This is a genomic window from Kitasatospora sp. HPM-01-4 (assembly GCF_051374625.1).
Classification (GTDB): domain Bacteria; phylum Actinomycetota; class Actinomycetes; order Streptomycetales; family Streptomycetaceae; genus Kitasatospora.
In genome coordinates this window covers 7,548,630-7,566,435 of the sequence record NZ_JBPQGP010000005.1, presented here as the reverse complement: position 1 = coordinate 7,566,435, position 17,806 = coordinate 7,548,630, and the positions used below count along the sequence as shown (strand labels likewise).

General features: G+C 74.8%; 14 protein-coding genes. 7 read left to right on the top strand and 7 right to left on the bottom strand.

Annotated features, from left to right (window positions below; translation table 11 throughout):
* Positions 1–152 precede the first annotated feature (152 nt).
* From ACSMTC_RS32780 to ACSMTC_RS32765, 4 genes are all read right to left on the bottom strand, one after another.
* Positions 153–1,649 (bottom strand): phytoene desaturase family protein, encoded by a 1,497-nt coding sequence (locus ACSMTC_RS32780; protein ID WP_436563362.1) that lies wholly within the window; start codon positions 1,647–1,649, stop codon positions 153–155.
* Positions 1,646–2,245: a hypothetical protein gene (locus ACSMTC_RS32775; RefSeq protein ID WP_436563361.1), complete on the bottom strand. Its 600-nt coding sequence runs from the start codon at positions 2,243–2,245 to the stop codon at positions 1,646–1,648. Before ACSMTC_RS32775 ends, ACSMTC_RS32780 begins: the two co-directional genes overlap by 4 nt.
* On the bottom strand, positions 2,229–4,112 hold the full coding sequence (locus tag ACSMTC_RS32770) for an alpha/beta fold hydrolase (protein WP_436563360.1): 1,884 nt from the start codon (positions 4,110–4,112) through the stop codon (positions 2,229–2,231). The genes ACSMTC_RS32775 and ACSMTC_RS32770 overlap by 17 nt, the downstream gene beginning before the upstream one ends.
* A 136-nt stretch (positions 4,113–4,248) precedes the next feature.
* Positions 4,249–4,449 carry a hypothetical protein gene (locus ACSMTC_RS32765; RefSeq protein ID WP_436563359.1) on the bottom strand — a complete coding sequence of 67 codons (201 nt, stop codon included), beginning with the start codon at positions 4,447–4,449 and terminating at the stop codon, positions 4,249–4,251.
* A gap of 521 nt (positions 4,450–4,970) precedes the next feature.
* Between ACSMTC_RS32765 and ACSMTC_RS32760 the strand changes: the two genes are divergently transcribed.
* Positions 4,971–6,647: a serine/threonine-protein kinase gene (locus tag ACSMTC_RS32760; RefSeq protein ID WP_436563358.1), complete on the top strand. Its 1,677-nt coding sequence runs from the start codon at positions 4,971–4,973 to the stop codon at positions 6,645–6,647.
* A 70-nt stretch (positions 6,648–6,717) separates the two neighbouring features.
* Here the strand turns inward: ACSMTC_RS32760 and ACSMTC_RS32755 are convergent, their stop codons facing one another.
* On the bottom strand, positions 6,718–7,068 hold the full coding sequence (locus ACSMTC_RS32755; RefSeq protein WP_436563357.1) for an SHOCT domain-containing protein: 351 nt from the start codon (positions 7,066–7,068) through the stop codon (positions 6,718–6,720).
* Positions 7,069–7,698: 630 nt separating this feature from the next.
* On the opposite strand from ACSMTC_RS32755, the gene ACSMTC_RS32750 reads away from it, so the two are divergent.
* From ACSMTC_RS32750 to ACSMTC_RS32725, 6 genes are all read left to right on the top strand, one after another.
* Positions 7,699–8,595: a universal stress protein gene (locus ACSMTC_RS32750; protein ID WP_436563356.1), complete on the top strand. Its 897-nt coding sequence runs from the start codon at positions 7,699–7,701 to the stop codon at positions 8,593–8,595.
* Between the two features lie 175 nt (positions 8,596–8,770).
* Positions 8,771–9,493: a hypothetical protein gene (locus ACSMTC_RS32745; RefSeq protein ID WP_436563355.1), complete on the top strand. Its 723-nt coding sequence runs from the start codon at positions 8,771–8,773 to the stop codon at positions 9,491–9,493.
* Between the two features lie 164 nt (positions 9,494–9,657).
* Positions 9,658–11,016 (top strand): sensor histidine kinase, encoded by a 1,359-nt coding sequence (locus tag ACSMTC_RS32740; RefSeq protein ID WP_436563354.1) that lies wholly within the window; start codon positions 9,658–9,660, stop codon positions 11,014–11,016.
* Positions 11,017–11,052: 36 nt separating this feature from the next.
* Positions 11,053–11,997 (top strand): ATP-binding cassette domain-containing protein, encoded by a 945-nt coding sequence (locus ACSMTC_RS32735; RefSeq protein WP_436563353.1) that lies wholly within the window; start codon positions 11,053–11,055, stop codon positions 11,995–11,997.
* Positions 11,997–13,589: an ABC transporter permease gene (locus ACSMTC_RS32730; protein ID WP_436563352.1), complete on the top strand. Its 1,593-nt coding sequence runs from the start codon at positions 11,997–11,999 to the stop codon at positions 13,587–13,589. Before ACSMTC_RS32735 ends, ACSMTC_RS32730 begins: the two co-directional genes overlap by 1 nt.
* A 79-nt stretch (positions 13,590–13,668) precedes the next feature.
* On the top strand, positions 13,669–14,328 hold the full coding sequence (locus ACSMTC_RS32725) for a response regulator (RefSeq protein ID WP_436563351.1): 660 nt from the start codon (positions 13,669–13,671) through the stop codon (positions 14,326–14,328).
* Between the two features lie 222 nt (positions 14,329–14,550).
* Here ACSMTC_RS32725 and ACSMTC_RS32720 read toward each other — a convergent pair whose 3' ends face one another.
* Positions 14,551–14,688: a SapB/AmfS family lanthipeptide gene (locus ACSMTC_RS32720; RefSeq protein WP_436563350.1), complete on the bottom strand. Its 138-nt coding sequence runs from the start codon at positions 14,686–14,688 to the stop codon at positions 14,551–14,553.
* Between the two features lie 132 nt (positions 14,689–14,820).
* A complete protein-coding gene (lanKC, locus tag ACSMTC_RS32715) occupies positions 14,821–17,403 on the bottom strand; it encodes a class III lanthionine synthetase LanKC (protein ID WP_436564881.1) in 2,583 nt (860 codons plus the stop codon).
* Between the last annotated feature and the right edge of the window lie 403 nt (positions 17,404–17,806).

The window sequence follows — 17,806 nt, the reverse complement described above, 5'->3', positions numbered from 1 at the left end:
ATCAGATGATGACATACTCGCGCCATCAGCCGGAAGCCACCGCGGTCGACAGCCGGGCGGGCGCGCTCCGCATCCGGTCCGGGGCGAAGAGCCGGGGCGACGCGGAAGCGGCCGACGCCCGTTCGGGCGTCGGCCGCTTCCGGCACCGGAGTTCAGCCGGCGGCCGGGCCGCGCAGCAGCTCCAGCGGGTCGGCGGTGATGCCGAAGACGTCGCGCAGGGCGCGCCGGGCGGCGTGCAGGCCGCACATGCCGTGCACGCCCGGCCCCGGCGGCGTCGAGGCCGAGCACAGGTACACCCCGGGGAGCGGGGTGCGGTACGGGTCCCGGCGGGCCACCGGTCGAAGCACGGACTGGCGCAGGGTCAGCGCGCCGGCCGCGATGTCACCGCCGACGTTGTTGGGGTTGTACCGCTCGGCCTCGGCCGCGGTGGTGACGTGCCGGGCCAGCACCAGGTCGCGGAAGCCCGGCGCGAACCGCTCGATCTGCGCGGTGACGGCGTCGCCGACGTCCTGCCGGGAACCGCGCGGCACATGGGCGTAGGTGGAGAGCGTGTGCCGGCCCGCCGGCGCCCTGCCGGGGTCCACGACCCCCGGTTGGACCGCCAGCACGTACGGGCGTTCCGCATGCCGCCCGGACGCGACGGCCCGTTCCGCGGCCACGGCCTCCCCGCGGCTGCCCACCAGGTGCAGGGTGCCGGCCAGTTCGCAGCCGGGCGCGGCCCACGGGACCGGCCCGGAGAGGGCGTAGTCCACCTTGCAGGCCGCCGAGCCGTAGCGGAAGCCGCGCAACTGCCGCGCGTAGCGGGCCGGGAGCCGTCCGGCGGCGAGTCGCAGCAGGCCGTGCGGGCCGAGGTCCAGCAGCACGGCGCGGGCCCTGGGCAACTGGTCGAGGTGCTCGACCGGCTGACCGGTGAGGATGACGCCGCCGCCGTGCCGGATGGCCGCCGCCAGCGCATCCGCGATCGCCTGACTGCCGCCGCGGGGCAGCGGCCAGCCGACCGCGTGCGCGAGCGAGGCCAGCACCAGGGCGACGCCGGCCGGGGCCGGGGCGCGCGGCGGTACCAGGGCGTGGGCGGCGACGCCGCTGAACATGGCGGGCGCGACCTCCCCCGCGAACCTCGCCCCCCACAGCGCGGATCCCTGTTCCATGGCCCGCAGGCCCAGCCGCCCCGCGGTGAGCAGATCGCCGGGCACGGTGCGGAAGTCCGAGAGCGCGGCCGCGACCGTACCCCGCCACCGCCGGGCCAGCGGCCCGACCAGGGCCCGCCATGCCGGGCCGTCCGGGCCCAGCCCGTCCGCCGTGCGGTCGAGGTCGCGCCAGGCGATACCGGCGCGTCCGCCGTCCAGCGGGTGCGCGTAGGCGACCTCGGGCTGCAGCATCCCGACCCCGTGCGCGGCCAGGTCGAAGGCGCGGAAGAAGGGCGAGGCGAGCGCCATCGGATGGACCGCCGAGCACACGTCGAACCGGAAGCCCGGCAGTGTCTCGGCCGTGCGGCTGCCGCCCCCCACAGTCGTTGCGGCCTCGTGGACCTGGACCTCGAGTCCGGCCCGGGCCAGCAGCAGCGCGGCCGCCAGGCCGTTCGGCCCGGAGCCGACGACGACCGCGTCGACGGCTCCGCGACCGCCCGCCCGGGGCCGCGCGCCGGTCACCGCGTCCCGCCCGGCTCGCCGCTCGCCGCGCCGGTCCGCCCGCCGTCCTCCAGCGGATGGAACGGCGAGACCAGCAGGTACTCCGGGGCACCGCTCTCGTCGTAGCCGCTGCCCCTGGCGAGGACGAACTGGAACCCGCGCGGGCACGCGCCACCGGTGTGCTCCCGCCGCACCTCGGCCTCGACGAACTCCCTCAGCACCCGGTAGGCGGGGACGGAGTGCAGGTCGAGCTCGGCCGAGCCGAGCATCGGCAGCAGTTGCGAGGAGAGGTCGAACAGGGCCTTGTCGCGCCGCCGTTCGGGGAACCACACCGCCTGGCGCCAGCTGCGTTCGCTGATCCGGTTGGTCTCGGACCAGGCACTCTGCTCCCCGTCCGCGGTCAGCACCCGGTGCAGCAGGTGCATGTCCTGCCGCGCCGGTTCGGGGGCGAAGAAGCGCCAGTTGGGGATGACCAGGCCGAACCGGTCCCTGGCGCGGATGCGGTCGAACACCCGGTTGGGGTGCTGGCTGATCAGGGTGGCGCCGAGCCAGACCGCGAGGGTGCCGATGACGGCCCCCTCCAGCGCCAGTGCCCTCCCGTCACGAGATGCGGGCATGTGTCGTCGCCTCCGTCCGATGGGTTCCGCCGCCGTGGGAGAGCCGGTCAAGGAAGGCGGTGACCAGTCCGGCGGCTTCCCGGCTTGTCTGACGCCCCGTCAGAATTCCGTCGTGGTCGGCCTCGTGGATCAGATGCAGCTCGGAGAGCGCCGCCGATTCGGCCAGCTCACGGTGCAGGTCCGCGTGTTCGGGCAGCTTGGCGGCCGTGCGGCCGGCCGTGAGCACCAGCAGCGGTGCGTCCGTCCTCGGCATGCGGCCGTCGAAGTGGGTGAACTCCTGCCGTACGGCCTGCCATTCACGCCGGGCCGTCGCCCAGGTACGCGTGTCCCGGTAGTGCGCGAGAGCGAACGTACGCTCCTGCTCGGGGAGTTGCGGCAGCCAGTCCGGCCGCTCCAGCAGCGGTCCGAACCCGGCTCGCAGCGACTCGGGCAGCAGGGCCAGTACGTCGGAGAGCTGCCTGGCGCCCAGCGCCTGGTTCGGCGACCGCTGCAACTCGGCGGGGTGGCTGGTGTCCAGCAGGACCACGGCCTGGACTCGCTCGCCGAGCCGCTCGGCGGCCAGCAGTGCCAGGTACCCCCCGACCGAGTGCCCGACCAGGACGATCGGGCGGTCGCCCGCGGCGTGCAGCGCGAGGTCGGCGAGGTCGGCGGCCGCGCCGGCCGAGCTGAACCCGGCACCGTCGGCCGGGCGGCTCGGGCCGTACCCGGCGCGCTGGTAGCTGACGGTCTCCCAGCGACCGCCCAGCTCACCGGCCAGCCAGGCCCAGTGCGCGGGTGAGGTGCCGAGTCCGCTCTCCAGCACCAGGACCGGATCAGCCGCTCGCGCGGCACCCCCGGTACGGCGGTACGACAGGGTGCTGCCCGCAGTGGTGGTCATCAGCCGTTCACCGCCCAGCCCCCGGTCCACCGTGCGCCGTCCCCGGGCCCGGGCGGCCTGCGCCGCGGCGAAGCCCGCCGCCGCCAGAGCCGCGAAGGCGACGGGCAGGGCGTCGCTGCGCCGCTCCACCCGCCCGTCCGGGGCGGCCCTGACCTTCGGCCCGGTCGCGTACAGCACGGCGGGGTAGGTCGAGCAGAAGGCCCAGAAGAACCGGCCGAGGCCCATGACCCGGGCGTTGACCAGGTGGAAGGCGCCCACCGAGGCGACCATCAGCGGAGCCGGCCGGCCACCGCGCAGGAACACGGCGGGAAACCCGGTCTCCAGCGCCAGGACCGCGTGCGCCAGCGCCCGGTTGACCCGGGGGTGGCCGTTGAGGAACTGCCAGACCCGCCGGTCGCCGTAGGTCAGCGTACGGGTGACCCCGGGCAGCGCGTCGCCGCTGCGCCAGGTGAGGCTGGGGAGTTTGGCCAGACCCGACACGGTGTACGACATCACGGACTGCAGCGCCACCGCCCACAGGCAGGCGTCCACCAGCCGGGGCCGCCGCTCGCCGGCGCGGGCCACCGCCGCCAGCGACTGCACCAGGAAGGAGAGCTGGTCCGCGCCGTCGCTGCCGAAGATCTGCCGGGGATGCAGGGCGAGTTCGGTGCCGACGAGCACCGTGTCGGCCACCGCCCTGGCCCGGCGCGGCAGCGGAAGCCACAGCGAGGCCGCGGCCGCCACCCGCGTCGCGTGCAGGGCACGAGTGGTGCCCGGCCGGCCCACGACGTCGAGCACCCTTCCCAGCAGCGGGGACTTCACCTTGACCGCCCGGCGGGTGACGGCCCAGTTGTTGAGGCCGCCGGCCTCGCGGTCGCTCTCCTTGGCCAGGTACTCCAGGCTCGACACCAGATGCGTCACGGCGCTGATCCGCTCCATCGCGGTCAGTGCCCGTGAGCGGTCGAACGCCGTTGCCAGGCGCGGGCGTTGGTTCATTACGGGACGGCGCATGACCGTAGCGACTCCTCGGTTCCACTTCCGGCTCCCGCCCGGCGCACACCGGGCCGAGCCGCTGCCTGCGACTACCACCGTGCCGGGATGCCGCGGGCCGGGGCAGGGTGATCCGCGCACCGGCCCGCGGTCCGCGTCACTTGTTCTGGAAGTGGCCCAGGGCCATCGTGAGGCCGATCCCCGCCGCGGCGAGCCCCACGTTGGCGGCGATCACCAGCAGGCCGGCCGGCGTGGTCAGCACCGGCGAGACCGCCGCACCGTGCTGGGCCACGGCGGTGTCGATCGGAAGCGCCGCCAGCGCCGGGTCGCTGTTCACCTTCTCCAGGAGCATGGACATGATCAATTACCTCGCATTCGCATTTTTCGACGATACGGATCGGTACGTGCGGCCGGTCGGACGCGGACGCGCGACACAAGGTCCGCCATGGACGCCGGAGCACCCCCGCCCCGGATCCGGCCTGCGTCGAGTATGCGAACGGGCCGGACAGGGTGTCAACTAGTGTGAATGGAGTGACTCTTGCCATTTATTTTGGCTGATGATCCGAAGGGTCGGCCGCCCGGGAAGCCTCCACGACGGACGGAAGGCAACGGGCGGCGGACCGCAGGCCGTGGGCAGTGGGCGGCGGACGGCAGCCCGTCGGGACGTCCCCGAGGTTCCGCCGGAGCCGGCCTGACCACGGCTCGACTTCCCCGGCTCCGTCAGCCGGTGCTACGGTCCGGCGCGGAGCGTCACCACCGACCGCCCTACACTGCTTGAGGCCATCAGCGGTCGGTCACACCATGTGACTGCCTTTCGGGGTGCCCTGAGGAGCCGGTCAGCCCGCCGTACGATGTCCGGCCCGCCGAGGAAGCAAGCGCATGTACACACCCATACCCCAGGCCTCGCCGCCGCCGGCCTTCCAGCCGCTCTCCGCGGACGACCCGTCCGAGGTCGGCGGCTACCGCCTGACCGCCAAGCTGGGCTCGGGAGGTATGGGCCGGGTCTACCTGGCCCACACGCCGGGCGGACGGCCCATCGCACTCAAGGTGGTGCGCCCGGAACTCGCGGAGGACGCCGAGTTCCGCCGCCGGTTCGCCCAGGAGGTCGCCAACGCCCGGCGGATCCACGGGCTCTACACCGCCCAGGTCGTGGACGCCGGTGTCGACGCGGCCACCCCGTGGCTGGCCACCGCGTACGTGCCCGGCCCCTCGCTGCAGCAGGTGGTGCAGCGGCACGGCCCCCTCCCGGAGCGGACGGTGCTGCTGCTGATGGCCGGTGTCGCCGAGGCGCTCCAGGTGATCCACGACGCCGGAGTGGTGCACCGCGACCTGAAGCCCGCCAACGTCCTGATCGCCGCCGACGGCCCGCGCGTGATCGACTTCGGCATCGCCCGGGCCGCCGACGCCAGCGCGCTCACCGGCACCGGCCTCCAGATCGGATCGCCCGGCTTCATGGCTCCCGAACAGGCCATGGGCGAACCGGCGACCCCCGCGACCGACATCTTCGCCCTGGGTGCGCTGGCCGTCCACATCGCCAGCGGCACACCGCCGTTCGGCAGTGGTCCGGCCTCCGTCTCCCTGTACCGGGCGGTGCACGAGGAGCCCGATCTCACCGGGGTCCCGGCCTCGCTGCACCCGCTGCTCGGGCACTGCCTGGCCAAGCGCCCGGAGCACCGGCCGACCGCCGCCCAGGTGATCGAGGCCGCGCGCAGCCACCCCGCGCTCGCCGGGCAGCTCCTGTTCACCGAGGACTGGCTGCCCCGGCAGGTCAGCACCGAGCTCGCCCACCACCCGGCCCCACCCACCGTCCAGCACGCATCGCCCACCGTCCTCGACGCCGCGCCCACCGTCCAGCACGCATCGCCCACCGTCCTCGACGCCGCGCCCACCGTCCTCGACGCCGCGCAGGCCATCGCCGGGGCGCCGACCCTCGCGGCCGCCCCGCAGCCGGCCGCCACCCCCAAGACACCCCCTGCCGAGCCGGGCCGGCCCAGGCGCAGGGGCGGCCGCCGGATCGCGCTGACCGCCGCCGCGGCACTGCTGCTCGGTGCCGGCGGCGCGTACTACCTGCTCGACCCGGCCGACACCGGCAGTGACGCCAGCGACTCCGCGGACGCTCCCGCGCAGCCCTCCCCCGGCGACTCGGCCACCTCCCCGGACAGCGATCCCGCCGAAGTACCGGGCTACGCCGAGGACTACAGCGGAGTCGAGCTGACCACGCCGGACCACACCTACGAGTTCGACCTCAAGACCGGCAGGGTCCTGCCCGCGGACACCGCCACCTGGTACCTCGGCCGCACCGCCGCCGAGTTCGCCCTCCCGGACAACAACGACGCCTACATAGCCCGGGACGACCGGCTCACCCTCGCCGGCTGCATCACGGGCATCGAGACCCAGCCGGTCACCCGGCTGCCGTTCAGCGCCCTGCCCTCGGGCCGGTCCTTCTGCGTCCGTTCCCAGGCCGACCATGACGTCGCGATCGTCCGGGTACTCTCGACCACCACCGACGACGGCCCCGTCAAGGTCTCCATCGACCGCTACCGGGCCGGTAGTTGACCCGGCACCCCCTTCCCCGGGGTATCCGGACACCCCCGGAGGCGGCCACGGCCGCCGCCGGGTGGTTCGGTCAGCCAGGGGTCGGCCCGGTCGATCCGGGCGGGCCGGTCGGACCGGTTGATCCAGGCCGCCCGGGCGAACCGGTCGGCCCCACGTCGGAGCGCAGGACCTCCAGGCGGCGGCGGTACTCGTCGGCGTCGATCTCGCCCCTGGCGAAGCGTTCGGCGAGCAGCTGCTCCGGCCCGGGCCGGGTGGTCGGCGGGGCCTGGGTCCAGGCGTCGGGGCGGTGCTGCGCGCTGCGGCCGAGATAGCGGATCAGGGCGACGATGCCGAGGACCAGGAGCGCCCACACGAGCAGCATGCCGACGACCATCACACCGAACCCCAGAAGGTGTGGGCCGTGGCCGTACCAGTACGTCATCGCGGGCCTCCTCGCTCGTGCGCGGTGGGTGAATGCCCCACCCCCATCGTGCGACTGATTCGCCGAGGGTGCTCGGGCCGTCCGACCACAGGAGTCCGGCCCCATGGGGCGGGCCCGATCGAGCAGGTGCGCACCGCCCCTCCGCCGAGCACCACCCACCTGGTACACGGCTGGCCGGGGGGCGCCTCCCGGCCGGAGGCCGGGCAGGATCGCAGGCCCCGCGCGACCGGATCGACCGCGAACCGGGCCGGACCGCCGTCGTCCCGCGCTCCGGCGAGCGGGTCCTGATCCGCCGAACGGCGGGTACGGAGCACTGCGCGCCGAACCGCTGAGCGCGGCGCGCCGGACCACCGCATGGCCCGCTCGGCCGGAGCGGGGCGAGTGGAGGAGTCCGGATACCCGCGCGAGCCCGGCCCGCTCCGCCCTGCCCGGGAGGGCCTTCGGACGTTGTCCGCTCCTCGGCGGCCACCCGGCCGGGTGCCACGGCCGCAGCGCCTCCACCGTCACGGGCCGCACCGTCGACACCATGGACCTGGCCGACCGCCCCAACCGGCTGCCGTCGGCCTTCCGTCCCCGGGACGGCGGCTTGGGCCGTACGGCCCGGCCGTCGCAGGAACTCTGGAGGAGATCGTGACCGGACCCATCGTCGTCGGCTATGACGGGTCGCCGGAGAGTGCGGCCGCCGTCGACTGGGCGGCCCGGGAGGCGCAGCGCCGCAGGCTGCCGCTGGAGCTGCTCCAGGCCTGGCCGTGGCAGCCCGGCCAGCCGCTGGGCAGCGAGGAGGCGAAGCGGTGGGGCAAGCAGCAGCTGGCCCAGCGGGAGGTCGAACTCCGCGCGCTGCTCCCCGGCTTGGAGGTGACCGCCGCTCACATCCCCGGAGGTGTGCCGGCCGACGTACTGGAGGCGGCCGGCCGGAACGCCGCGATGCTCGTGCTCGGCTCGCGCGGCCTCGGCGCGCTCCGCGGGTTCCTGGTCGGTTCGGTGAGCCAGGAGGTGCTGGCCAGGGCCGCCTGCCCGGTGGTGCTCGTCCGGGCGGGCACCACCGCGACCGACGAGCACCCGGCGGCCCCCGGGCCCCTGGCCCCGGCCGACGCCCCGTACCGCGAGGTCGCGCTCGGCCTGGACACCGGGCATCCGAACGACGAGGCGCTGGGTTTCGCCTTCGAGGCCGCCTCGGTCCGTTCGGCGCCGCTGCGGGTGGTCCGTGCCTGGGGCCCGCCGAGCGGCACCGAGTACCTGGCCTTCGGCTCCATCGGCGGCGTGGAGAAGGACCTGGCGATGATCGAGCACGACACGCTCGAACGTCAGCTGGCGCCCTGGCGCCAGCGGTATCCGAAGGTGGAGGTCGTGACGGCCGTGGCGCTCGGCAGCGCCGCGGTCACCCTGCTGGAGGAGACCCCGCAGGCCGGGCTCCTGGTGATCGGCCGCCGCTCGCGGCGCGCGCCGATCGGACCGCGTCTGGGCCCGGTCGCGCACGCCGTGATCCACCATGCGCGCTGCCCGGTCGCGATCGTCCCGCGCGGCTGACGACCCGCCACCGGAGCCGGCCCATCCGTCCACACCACGCCCCCGGCTGACCGCGGCACGACCTCGGACAACACCGCGGCCGTGTGCGGAAGACCGCCTGCGGCCCCATGGGAGAGCGCCTGGCAGAATCGCCGCGCACTGCTGACCGAAAGTCAAACGTTCCCATGGAGGACTGATGAGGTATCCGGGCCGCACCGCCCTGGCCGCCGCCGCTCTCGTGTTGTTCACCACCGCCGGATGCTCCTCGGACTCCGGGCACGGCACCAAGTCCGGTAGCCACACCGCGCCGCCCCCGACCTCGGCCTCGGTGCCCGGGAGCGCCCCGGGCACCCAGGCCGCGGGACGGATCGCGGTCGGGGCCGGGCCGCAGACGACGTACGCGGTCGCCGCGCAGCCCGCGGCGGGCCGGTGCCACTACCGGTACACCAAGGACGGCCAGCCGCTGCCGGATCCGTCGTGCACCCCGGGCGCGGTCAGCCCCGCCGTCACGCAGGCGAACATCAAGGAGACGATATGCAAGCCGGGTGGGTACACCTCCACGATCCGGCCACCGGTTAACATAACCAACAAGGAGAAGGCCGCCAACGCCCAGTCGTACGGGTACACCGGGCCGATGGGCGACGCTGAGTACGACCACCTGATCAGCCTTCAGCTCGGCGGCGACCCGAACGACCCGAGAAATCTCTGGGTCGAGCCGCCGTCGCCCGGCCATGTCCCGGGCAAGGGTCCCAACAACCCGAAGGACAGCGTCGAGACCCACCTGCACACGGCCATCTGCAAGGGGCAGACGACACTCGCCGCGGCCCAGCAGGCCATCGCCACGGACTGGACGACCGCGGAGGCCAAGCTCGGCATCAAGGACGGCGGCGCCTCCGACGGGCCGGTCGACTCCGACTGACGGCCGAGCCGGCGGCACCCCGGCGACCATCCCGCAGCCGCACGGCGAGCAGGCATCGCATGGCAGTCAACTTGTCCACCCCGGACGAGAGTTGAATCCACGGGGGTCCTGGCTGGCGCCGGCCACCGCAGCCGTTCGGGACCGGTCGGTCTAGGCTCGGGCCCATGCGCAGTGACTTCCCGTCAGCCCGCCGCTGGCGGCGCCACCGCCGCTTCTGGAGCGGTGCGGCCGCCCTGACGATGCTGCTGCCCGCGGTGGCCGCCCCGCTCGGCGCGCTGCCGCTCGCGGCGGCGTGCGGCGTGACGGTGGCCGGCGCGCTGCTGCCCTGGCCGGCGGGGCGGGTGCGGCTGGCCGCGGTGGCGGGTGCGATCGCCGCGGTGTCGCTGCTGATCGACCTGGGGTACATCGGGCAGTCCGGTCTGGAGCTGGTCTGGCTGCCGTTCGAGTGGACCGCCCTGCTGATACTGCTCGCACGGGTGATCCGGCGGGTGCCGAACCGCCGGGTGGCCGCGCTCGCGCTGCTCACCGGGGCGGCGGCCGCCGTGCTTCCGCTGCGGTTCACGCTCAGGGCACCCGATCCGCGTCCCGGGCCGTCGGTGGTCGCGGTCGCCCTGTCCCTGCTGGGCGTCGCCTGTGCGGCCGGGATCGGCGCCTATCTGCGGTCCCTGGACGGGCGGCGGGTGCGCGCGGTGGCGCGGGCCCGGCGCGAGCAGCGCCTCGAAGTCGCCCGCGATCTGCACGACTTCGTCGCCCATGAGATCACCGGCATCGTGCTGGAGGCGCAGGCCGCCCAGCTCTCCGGCGACGACCCGGCGGAGACACGCGCGCTGCTCCGACGGCTGGAGGAGGCCGGACTGCGTGCCCTGGACGCGATGGACGACACCGTGAGGGCGCTGCGCGAACCGGCTGACGGGACCGGCACGCAGAGCGCGGAGGGCGCGACGGGCACGGCGGCGGAGGAACCGCCGCCCACCCGCGTCTACGGGCTGGCCGACCTGGCCGACCTGACGGGCCGGTTCTCCACCACCGGCACCACGCACGCGAGCCTCGACCTCGGCACCGGGCTGGCCGGCTCGCTCCCTCGCGAGATCGAGGGTGCCGTGTACGCCGTGGTCCTGGAGGCGTTGACCAACGTCCGCCGGCACGCCGCCGGTTCGCGGCGGGTGGCCGTCCGGGTCGGGCGGGCCACCGGCGCCGACGGCGGTGCCGCGATCGCGGTGAGCGTCACCGACGACGGCGGCCCCGGCGCGCTCACCCACCGCCCGCGCAGCGGCGGCGGTACCGGACTGGCTGCCGTGGCGGAACGGATCTCCGCCCTCGGCGGCACCTTCGCGGCCGGTCCCGCGGCTCGGACTGCGGCAGGTCAGGCCGACCAGGCCGACCAGGCCGGCCACACCGGGGTCCGGCCGGCCACGCCGGGCCGGGCCACCGGGCCTCAGCGGACGGGCTGGCAGGTCGGCTGTGTCCTTCCGCTGCGGACGGCCGCCCGGGGAGACCGGTCGCCGATATCTGCCGAACGGTAGATGGCAGGACGCCCGCGGCGGACCAGGCTGAGGGGCATGCCTCACCCCATCACCACCGCGCGGCAGCCTTCGCCCACCGCGACGGGTACCGCGCTCGAACTGTCCGACATCACCAAGGTCTACCGCGGCGGCAAGCGGGCCGTCGACGGTGTCACGCTGCGGCTCGGCCCCGGCATGCTGGGCCTGCTCGGCCCCAACGGCGCGGGCAAGTCCTCACTGCTGGGCATCGCCTCGACCGTCACCCGTCCGACCTCCGGGCAGCTGCGCTTCGCGGGCGAGGACGCGCTGGCCCGCCCCGACCTGCTCCGCCGCTCGCTCGGCTACCTCCCGCAGGACTTCGGGGTCTACCCGAACCTCACCTCACGCGAGTTCCTCGGCTACCTGGCCGCCGCCAAGGGCGTCGCGGCCCGGGCGGCCCGGACCCGGATCGACGAGCTGCTCGAACTGGTCAACCTCACCGAGGCCGTCCGGCGCCCGCTGCGCGCCTACTCCGGCGGCATGCTGCGCCGGGTGGGCATCGCCCAGGCCCTGCTGGCCGATCCCCGGGTGGTGATCGTCGACGAGCCGACCGCCGGGCTCGACCCGGAGGAACGGGTCCGGGTCCGCAACCTGCTCAGCACCCTCGCGACGGACCGTGTGGTGATCTTCTCCACGCACATCGTCTCCGACATCGAGTCGGTGGCCGGGGACATCGCGATCATGGCCCAGGGCCGGCTGCGGCGCCGGGGCACCCCCGACCAGCTGCTGCGCGAGCAGGCCGGCCGGGTCTGGGAGGTCGAGGTCGATCCGGCCGGGGTCGCCGCCGTCCAGGCCGGCCACCCGGTGAGCCGCCAGGTGCGCACCGCCGACGGCGTCCGGGTACGGCTGATCGCACCCGTGCAGCCGTACCCGGGTGCGGTGCAGGTGGCCCCCGGCCTGGAGGACACCTATCTCGCCGTCGTCAACCAGCCTGTGGACAACGGCACTTGGACGGTGCGGTGATGACACCCCGCGCACTGCTGACGCTGGCCCTCGGCGACTTCCGCTACCGGGCCCGCCGGCCCGCCTACGCGATGACGCTGCTGGCCGCCGTCGGCCTCGGCTACCTGACGGTTCCGGCCGTCGGCAGCCACTGGTCGGTACTCAACGTCGGCGACTACCGGGGCGTCTACGACAGCGCGTACGTCGGCTGGTCGACCGCACTGGCCGGCGCGCTCTGGCTGACCCTGGCCGGCTTCTACGCCGTGCGCGGCGCCGTGGCCCGTGACGAGAGCACCGGGGTCGGCCGGCTGCTGGCCACCACCCCGCTGCGCTCCTCCGGCTATCTGGCCGCCAAGTTCCTCGGCAACCTGCTGGTCCTGGGCTCGATGGCGGCCGTGCTGGCCGGCACCGCGGTGGTGCTGCAGCTGACCCGGGGTGAGTCGACCGGCCTCGATCCGGTCGCGCTGCTGACCCCGTACGTGCTGGTCACGCTGCCACTGCTGGCGGTCACGGCCGGTGCGGCGCTGCTGTTCGAGACGGTCCCCGGACTGCGCGGCGGCCTGGGGAACGTGCTGTGGTTCTTCGTGGCGCTGGCGGTGGCGCTCGGCGGCCAGTCGCCGAAGGCTCCGCTCGGCGGGCTCGGGGTGCGGCCGTTCGCCGACGCCATGCGCGACGCCCTGACCGCCCGCCACCTGGACCTGGGCCCGGCCGACTTCAGCCTCGGCCTGACCGCCCACGCCCACCCGCTGCAGACCGTCCGCTGGAACGGTCCGGCGGTGGACCCGGCCTTCGTCGGCGACCGGCTGCTGCTCGTCCTCGGCGCGGTGGTGCTGGCCGTGCTGCCGGCACTCTGGTTCCACCGCTTCGACCCCTCGCGCGGCGCCGTGCCCGCCCGGCGCACCGACCCCGCCCCGGAGCAGGTCGCCGAACCCACGCCCCGCCGGTCCGGGCCGGCGTACACCCCCCTGACCCCGCTGCCGCCCACCGCCCTGGTCCCCGGCCGGAGCTTCGGCCGGCTGCTGGCGGGCGAGGTGCGCATCCTGCTCCAGGGCCTGCCGCGCTGGTGGTGGCCGCTGTTCGCGGCGCTGGTGCCGGCCGCCTTCGCCCTGCCGTACGCGGCGGGTGGCAGGGCCGCGCTACTCCCGGTCGCCTGGCTGCTGCCGGTGCTGCTCTGGTCGCGGCTCGGCACCCAGCGGGTGGAGTACGGCGTCGACACGCTGCTCGGCGCGTACCCGGCGGCGCGCGGCCGGGTGCTGGCGGAGTGGGCGGCCGGGGTGGTGCTCAGCGCACTGACCGGCGCCGGCCCGGCGCTCCGGATGACGCTGGCCGCGGACTGGCCGGCGCTGGCCGGCTGGCTCGCCGGGGCGCTGTTCGTGCCCGCCCTCGCCCTCGCCCTCGGCCTGGTCGGCCGCACCCACCGGCTCTTCCAGATGCTCTACCTCCCGCTCTGGTACCTGGTGGTCAACGGCACGGCGGCGCTCGACTACATGGGTGTGGTCCGGCGGCACGGCCACCTCGCCGGGCCGGGTCCGCTGGCCGTCACCGCGCTGACCGCCGCCCTGCTGACCGTCGCCCTCGTCGCCGCCACCACCCGCCGGACGGTCCGCCGCTGACCTTCGGACGGTCCACCGCGGACGCCGGTCGGCCGCTGCGGCCCGACGGCCCCTGCGGGCCATGGCAGACTCCCCTCCTGTGACGATACGTGTGCTGATCGCCGACGATCAGGAGATGGTCCGCCGAGGGGTACGCCGCATCCTGGAGACCCAGCCGGACATCGAGGTCGTCGGCGAGGCGGCCGACGGCGCCGCAGCACTCGAACTGGCCGGCCGGCTAAGGCCGGACGTCGCCCTGGTGGACATCCGGATGCCCCGGCTGGACGGCCTGGAGGTGACCCGCAGGCTGGCCGGGCCGACCGCCGTGGATCCCGTCCGGGTCGTCGTGCTGACCACCTTCGACCTCGACGAGTACGTCTACCCGGCGCTGCGCCACGGCGCGTCCGGCTTCCTGCTGAAGCGCTCTGGGCCGGCCCTGCTGGTGGAGGCGGTCCGCGCGGCGGTGGCCGGGGACAGCCTGATCAGCCCGTCGGTCACGGTGAGACTGCTGAGCCACCTCACGCCCGGCCGGGCGTCCGCCGCCCGCCGGACCTCGCCGGGCGGAGCGCTGACCGAGCGGGAGATCGAGATCGCCGGCCAGGTCGCGGCGGGCCGGACCAATGCCGACATCGCCGCCCAGCTGTTCATCTCGGCGGGCACCGTCAAGACCCATGTCGCCAGCATCCAGCGCAAGTTGGGCGTCCGGAACCGGGTCGGGATCGCGGTGCACGCCTGGGAGATGGGCTATGCCGGGCGGTAGCCCCGAGGCCCGGGGGCGGACGCGGTCCGGTCCGTCCTCGGCCGCGCTGTTCTCGGGGTGAGCCCGGCCTTCGGCCCCGCGGGCCGGCCGGCGCGGACGACGACCGGGCCCCGGCCGCGAGGCCGGGGCCCGGAGTCACCCGCGGCGAGCCGGCCCGTACGGTCCCGGGCCGGCCGCCTACCGGGTGTCAACCGCCGGTATGCCGTGCGGTCGACCGCATACTCAGAGGCAGACGAGGGTGCTGACGGTGCTGACGCCGCAGTTGAGGGCGCTCAGCGTGCTGGGGTTCGCCCCGCACTCGACGGTCTCCTCGGCGGTCTCCTCGGGGGTCTCCAGCGCCTGCAGGCTAAGGATCGACATGATGCACTCCATTCGGGGGTTGCGGTGCGGTTCATCCGGCGCGGTGCCGGAACTCGTGGGCGGCGGGTTCTCCCGGCCGCGGTGGTGGGCCGCCGGCGGCGCGAAGGCGCGCCGGGCGGGTGGGGCGAGAGGTCAGCTCCGGTTGCCGGCCGGCGAGGTGGCGGGCCGGTCCTGGGCGAGCCCGGCCGTGGGCCAGAACGGCAGGGCGGGGGTACCGGCGAAGGCCGTCCCGAGGGCGGCCAGCACACCGGCCGTGCCGGTGGCCAGGTCCATCGACAGCCGCAGCAACTGCTCGCCGGGGAAGGCGGGGTGGCCCTGGTACGGGATGACGTGCCAGGCCAGCCGCCGGATGTGGCGCCGGATCAGTCCCGCGTGCGCCTCGCCCTCCCCCTGCAGCAGCCGCAGCAGCGCGATCAGGCCGGCCCGGCCGTTGAACAGGCCCGACTGGACGATGAACTCGGGCTCGGCGGCGGCGCGGATCTTCTCCAGCTGCTCCGACAGCACGGGATCGGGCCGGTGCCGCAGGTACTCCTGGAGGACTGCGGCGATGCCCGCGCTGCCGGACTCCAGATAGGGCAGCACCCGGGGGCCGTCGTCCACCTGGAGGGTGCCGTCCGCGGACGGCACGCAGCGGGACAGGTCGCGGTCGAGGGCCTGTCCGGCAAGATCGAGCAGGGCGCCTTCACCGGAGTCCTGGTACAGGCGCAGCAGCAGCAACGCGGTTCCGCTGGCGCCGTGCATGAGGCCGACGCGGGCCCCCGCGGGCGCGCTGCCGCCGTCGGGCCCGTGCAGGCCGAGCCTCGCCACGGCGCGCTCGGCGGCGTCGACCGCGGCGGCACGCAGGTCCCGGTCTTGGGTCGCGTCAGCGAAGTGGAGCAGCGTCAGGCCGATTCCGGCCAGGCCGCCGGACAGGTCCGCGCCGTAGCCGTCCGGGTCGTCCTTGCCCAGCCGGTCCAGCAGGTCGAGTGCCTCCGGCCGCCGCCCGAGCTGGTCCAGGACGTACGCCACTCCGTGGGCGCCGATGAACAGCCCTGGCCGGCAGGCCTCCCGGGCCACCGCGTCCAGCAGCCACTCGGTGTGCCCGGGGTCGACGGCCGCGCCCGTGGCGTGCAGGGCCCACAGCACGCCCGCCGCGCCGTAGGACAGGCCGAGCCCGTCGTGGGTGAACTGGTTAGGGTCGCCCGGGAAGAGGCGGTCGGTGCGGGTCGGGGTGGCGCTGGCCGTGATCGCGGCGGCGAGTTCCCCGCGCAGGCGCGGCCATGCCGCCGGGTCGCCGCTGAGCAGCTCCTCGAACGCCTCGCCGGAGGGCTCGGCGCTGCGCACTCCCGGTGCGGCGGGAGGGTTCGGCAGCGCCTGCGGCGGCAGTGCGAACCGCTGCCGGGCGGCGCGGACCAGCGCGTCCCCCTTGCCGGGGCTGAGGACGGTGAGCTGCACCAGCGGCATGAAGATCCACAGGCGCAGCGCGGCCAGCGCGTGCTCGTCCACGGCGAAGCCGGTCAGTCCGGCGGGTGCGGCGAAGCCCGCCGCCCCGAGTGCGGGCCTGAGGAACTCGTCGACGGGTGAGGCGAGTTCGAAGTCGACGAAGGCGACCCGGCCGTCCGGACGGACGATCAGGTTGCGCGGATGGAGGTCGCCGAAGACCACACCCCGCTCGTGGATCGCCCGCAGGCCCTGCGCCACGCCGTCGAGGATCCGCAGCGCCTTCTCGCGGTACTCGGCGATGACCCCGGCGTCCGGATCGGGGTGGACCAGCGGGTAGTTCCGCGCCAGCCAGCGGTTCAGCGGCTCGCCCTCCACGTACTCCTGCACCAGGAAGTGGTGCTCCCAGGCGGTGAGCCGGCCGAGGACGGCCGGGACGGCGTCCACGCCTTCGAGGCGGCGCAGCGCCTCGTACTCGCGGCCCAGGCGCTGGACGGCGTCCTCGCCGCGCTGGTCCAGTCCGGCGTACGGCCTGGCCTCCTTGAGCACCACCTGCTCCCCGCCCTCGGCGGGGCGGGCGAGGTAGATCCCGCCGCCGTTGGAGAAGTGCAGCGCCCGCTCCACCGTGTAGGGGAAGGCGTCCACGCTGGTCTGTGCCGAGTCGGCGAGGGCCTGGGTGAGCACGGCGGGTACCGGTGCCCACTCCGGGACTTCGAAGACGGCCCGCCGCACGTCCGGGCGCAGTCTGCCCGACGGCTCGCGGAAGGCGAGCACCAGCTCGCCGGTCTCCGAGCGGCAGAACTGCTCGGTGAAGCCGCCGTACCGCAGGTGCAGCGGTCCCTTCCGCCACCGCAGGTCGCTCAGGATGTACGGGCCGGGCGCGCCGTCGAGCGCGGCGTCGAGTTCGAGCAGACATCGCTCCAGCGCTTCGTCGCCGACCGGGTAGAGCGTCAGGAACTTCCCGCTCGATCCGCGTGAGGCGTACTTCGCGTTCTGTGTCCGCACCAGGGCCGGACTGCGCAGGAACTTGAACGCCACCCGGTTCTCGAAGCAGTACGCCCGTACGACGTCCAGGATCCGCTCGGCGTTGTCGATTCTCGCCGAGACGTGGATCTTCCAGCCCTGCTCCGGCAGTTGGAGGCCGGCCGGCTGGCAGCCGACCCAGATGTCCCTGGCGGTGCGCACCCAGCCGGGCGGCGCCGGCTCCGTCGTGGCGGGGAACTCCTCCAGCGCGGCCCACCTCACCGGCGACTCGTAGAAGAGCTGGTCGGCGTAGGAGTACGCCTCGTAGCGCATGTCCAACGGAACCCTCCAGAGGGCGCGGAGCGGCGGAGAGCCTGCGCCGCGTGGGGGCGCACGGCAGTGCCGGGCGAGGGGATGCCTGCGAAAAAGGGCGAGATGCGGAAGACTGCGGCCGTTACCGGGCGCCGCTGGGGCCGACTGGTGAGCGACCTGTGGAGAGTCTGCAGCGGTATCCCCGTGGGGGGCCAGGGACTTCGAGATGGTTGGCTGAATATCCCACCGGCACGTTCCGCTGGACGGCCGGCGCCGCCCGGGACCAGCGAAGATCACCTGATGTATGCGGATGATTCCGTTCCGTCGCCGATCGGCCCGGGTTCGAGCAGGAGAACGCAGGTCGGACGGACACACGACGGAACCGGACCGGCGATACCAGGGCGGGCGTGCACCGCTCCGGCCG

Coding starts and splice junctions, on each gene's coding strand:
- ACSMTC_RS32730 (WP_436563352.1), top strand. CDS start 11,997: ATGACACCCCGCGCACTGCTGACGCTGGCCCTCGGCGACTTCCGCTAC.
- ACSMTC_RS32755 (WP_436563357.1), bottom strand. CDS start 7,068: ATGACGTACTGGTACGGCCACGGCCCACACCTTCTGGGGTTCGGTGTG.
- ACSMTC_RS32735 (WP_436563353.1), top strand. CDS start 11,053: ATGCCTCACCCCATCACCACCGCGCGGCAGCCTTCGCCCACCGCGACG.
- lanKC (WP_436564881.1), bottom strand. CDS start 17,403: ATGCGCTACGAGGCGTACTCCTACGCCGACCAGCTCTTCTACGAGTCG.
- ACSMTC_RS32740 (WP_436563354.1), top strand. CDS start 9,658: ATGCGCAGTGACTTCCCGTCAGCCCGCCGCTGGCGGCGCCACCGCCGC.
- ACSMTC_RS32765 (WP_436563359.1), bottom strand. CDS start 4,449: ATGTCCATGCTCCTGGAGAAGGTGAACAGCGACCCGGCGCTGGCGGCG.
- ACSMTC_RS32760 (WP_436563358.1), top strand. CDS start 4,971: ATGTACACACCCATACCCCAGGCCTCGCCGCCGCCGGCCTTCCAGCCG.
- ACSMTC_RS32775 (WP_436563361.1), bottom strand. CDS start 2,245: ATGCCCGCATCTCGTGACGGGAGGGCACTGGCGCTGGAGGGGGCCGTC.
- ACSMTC_RS32720 (WP_436563350.1), bottom strand. CDS start 14,688: ATGTCGATCCTTAGCCTGCAGGCGCTGGAGACCCCCGAGGAGACCGCC.
- ACSMTC_RS32770 (WP_436563360.1), bottom strand. CDS start 4,112: ATGCGCCGTCCCGTAATGAACCAACGCCCGCGCCTGGCAACGGCGTTC.
- ACSMTC_RS32745 (WP_436563355.1), top strand. CDS start 8,771: ATGAGGTATCCGGGCCGCACCGCCCTGGCCGCCGCCGCTCTCGTGTTG.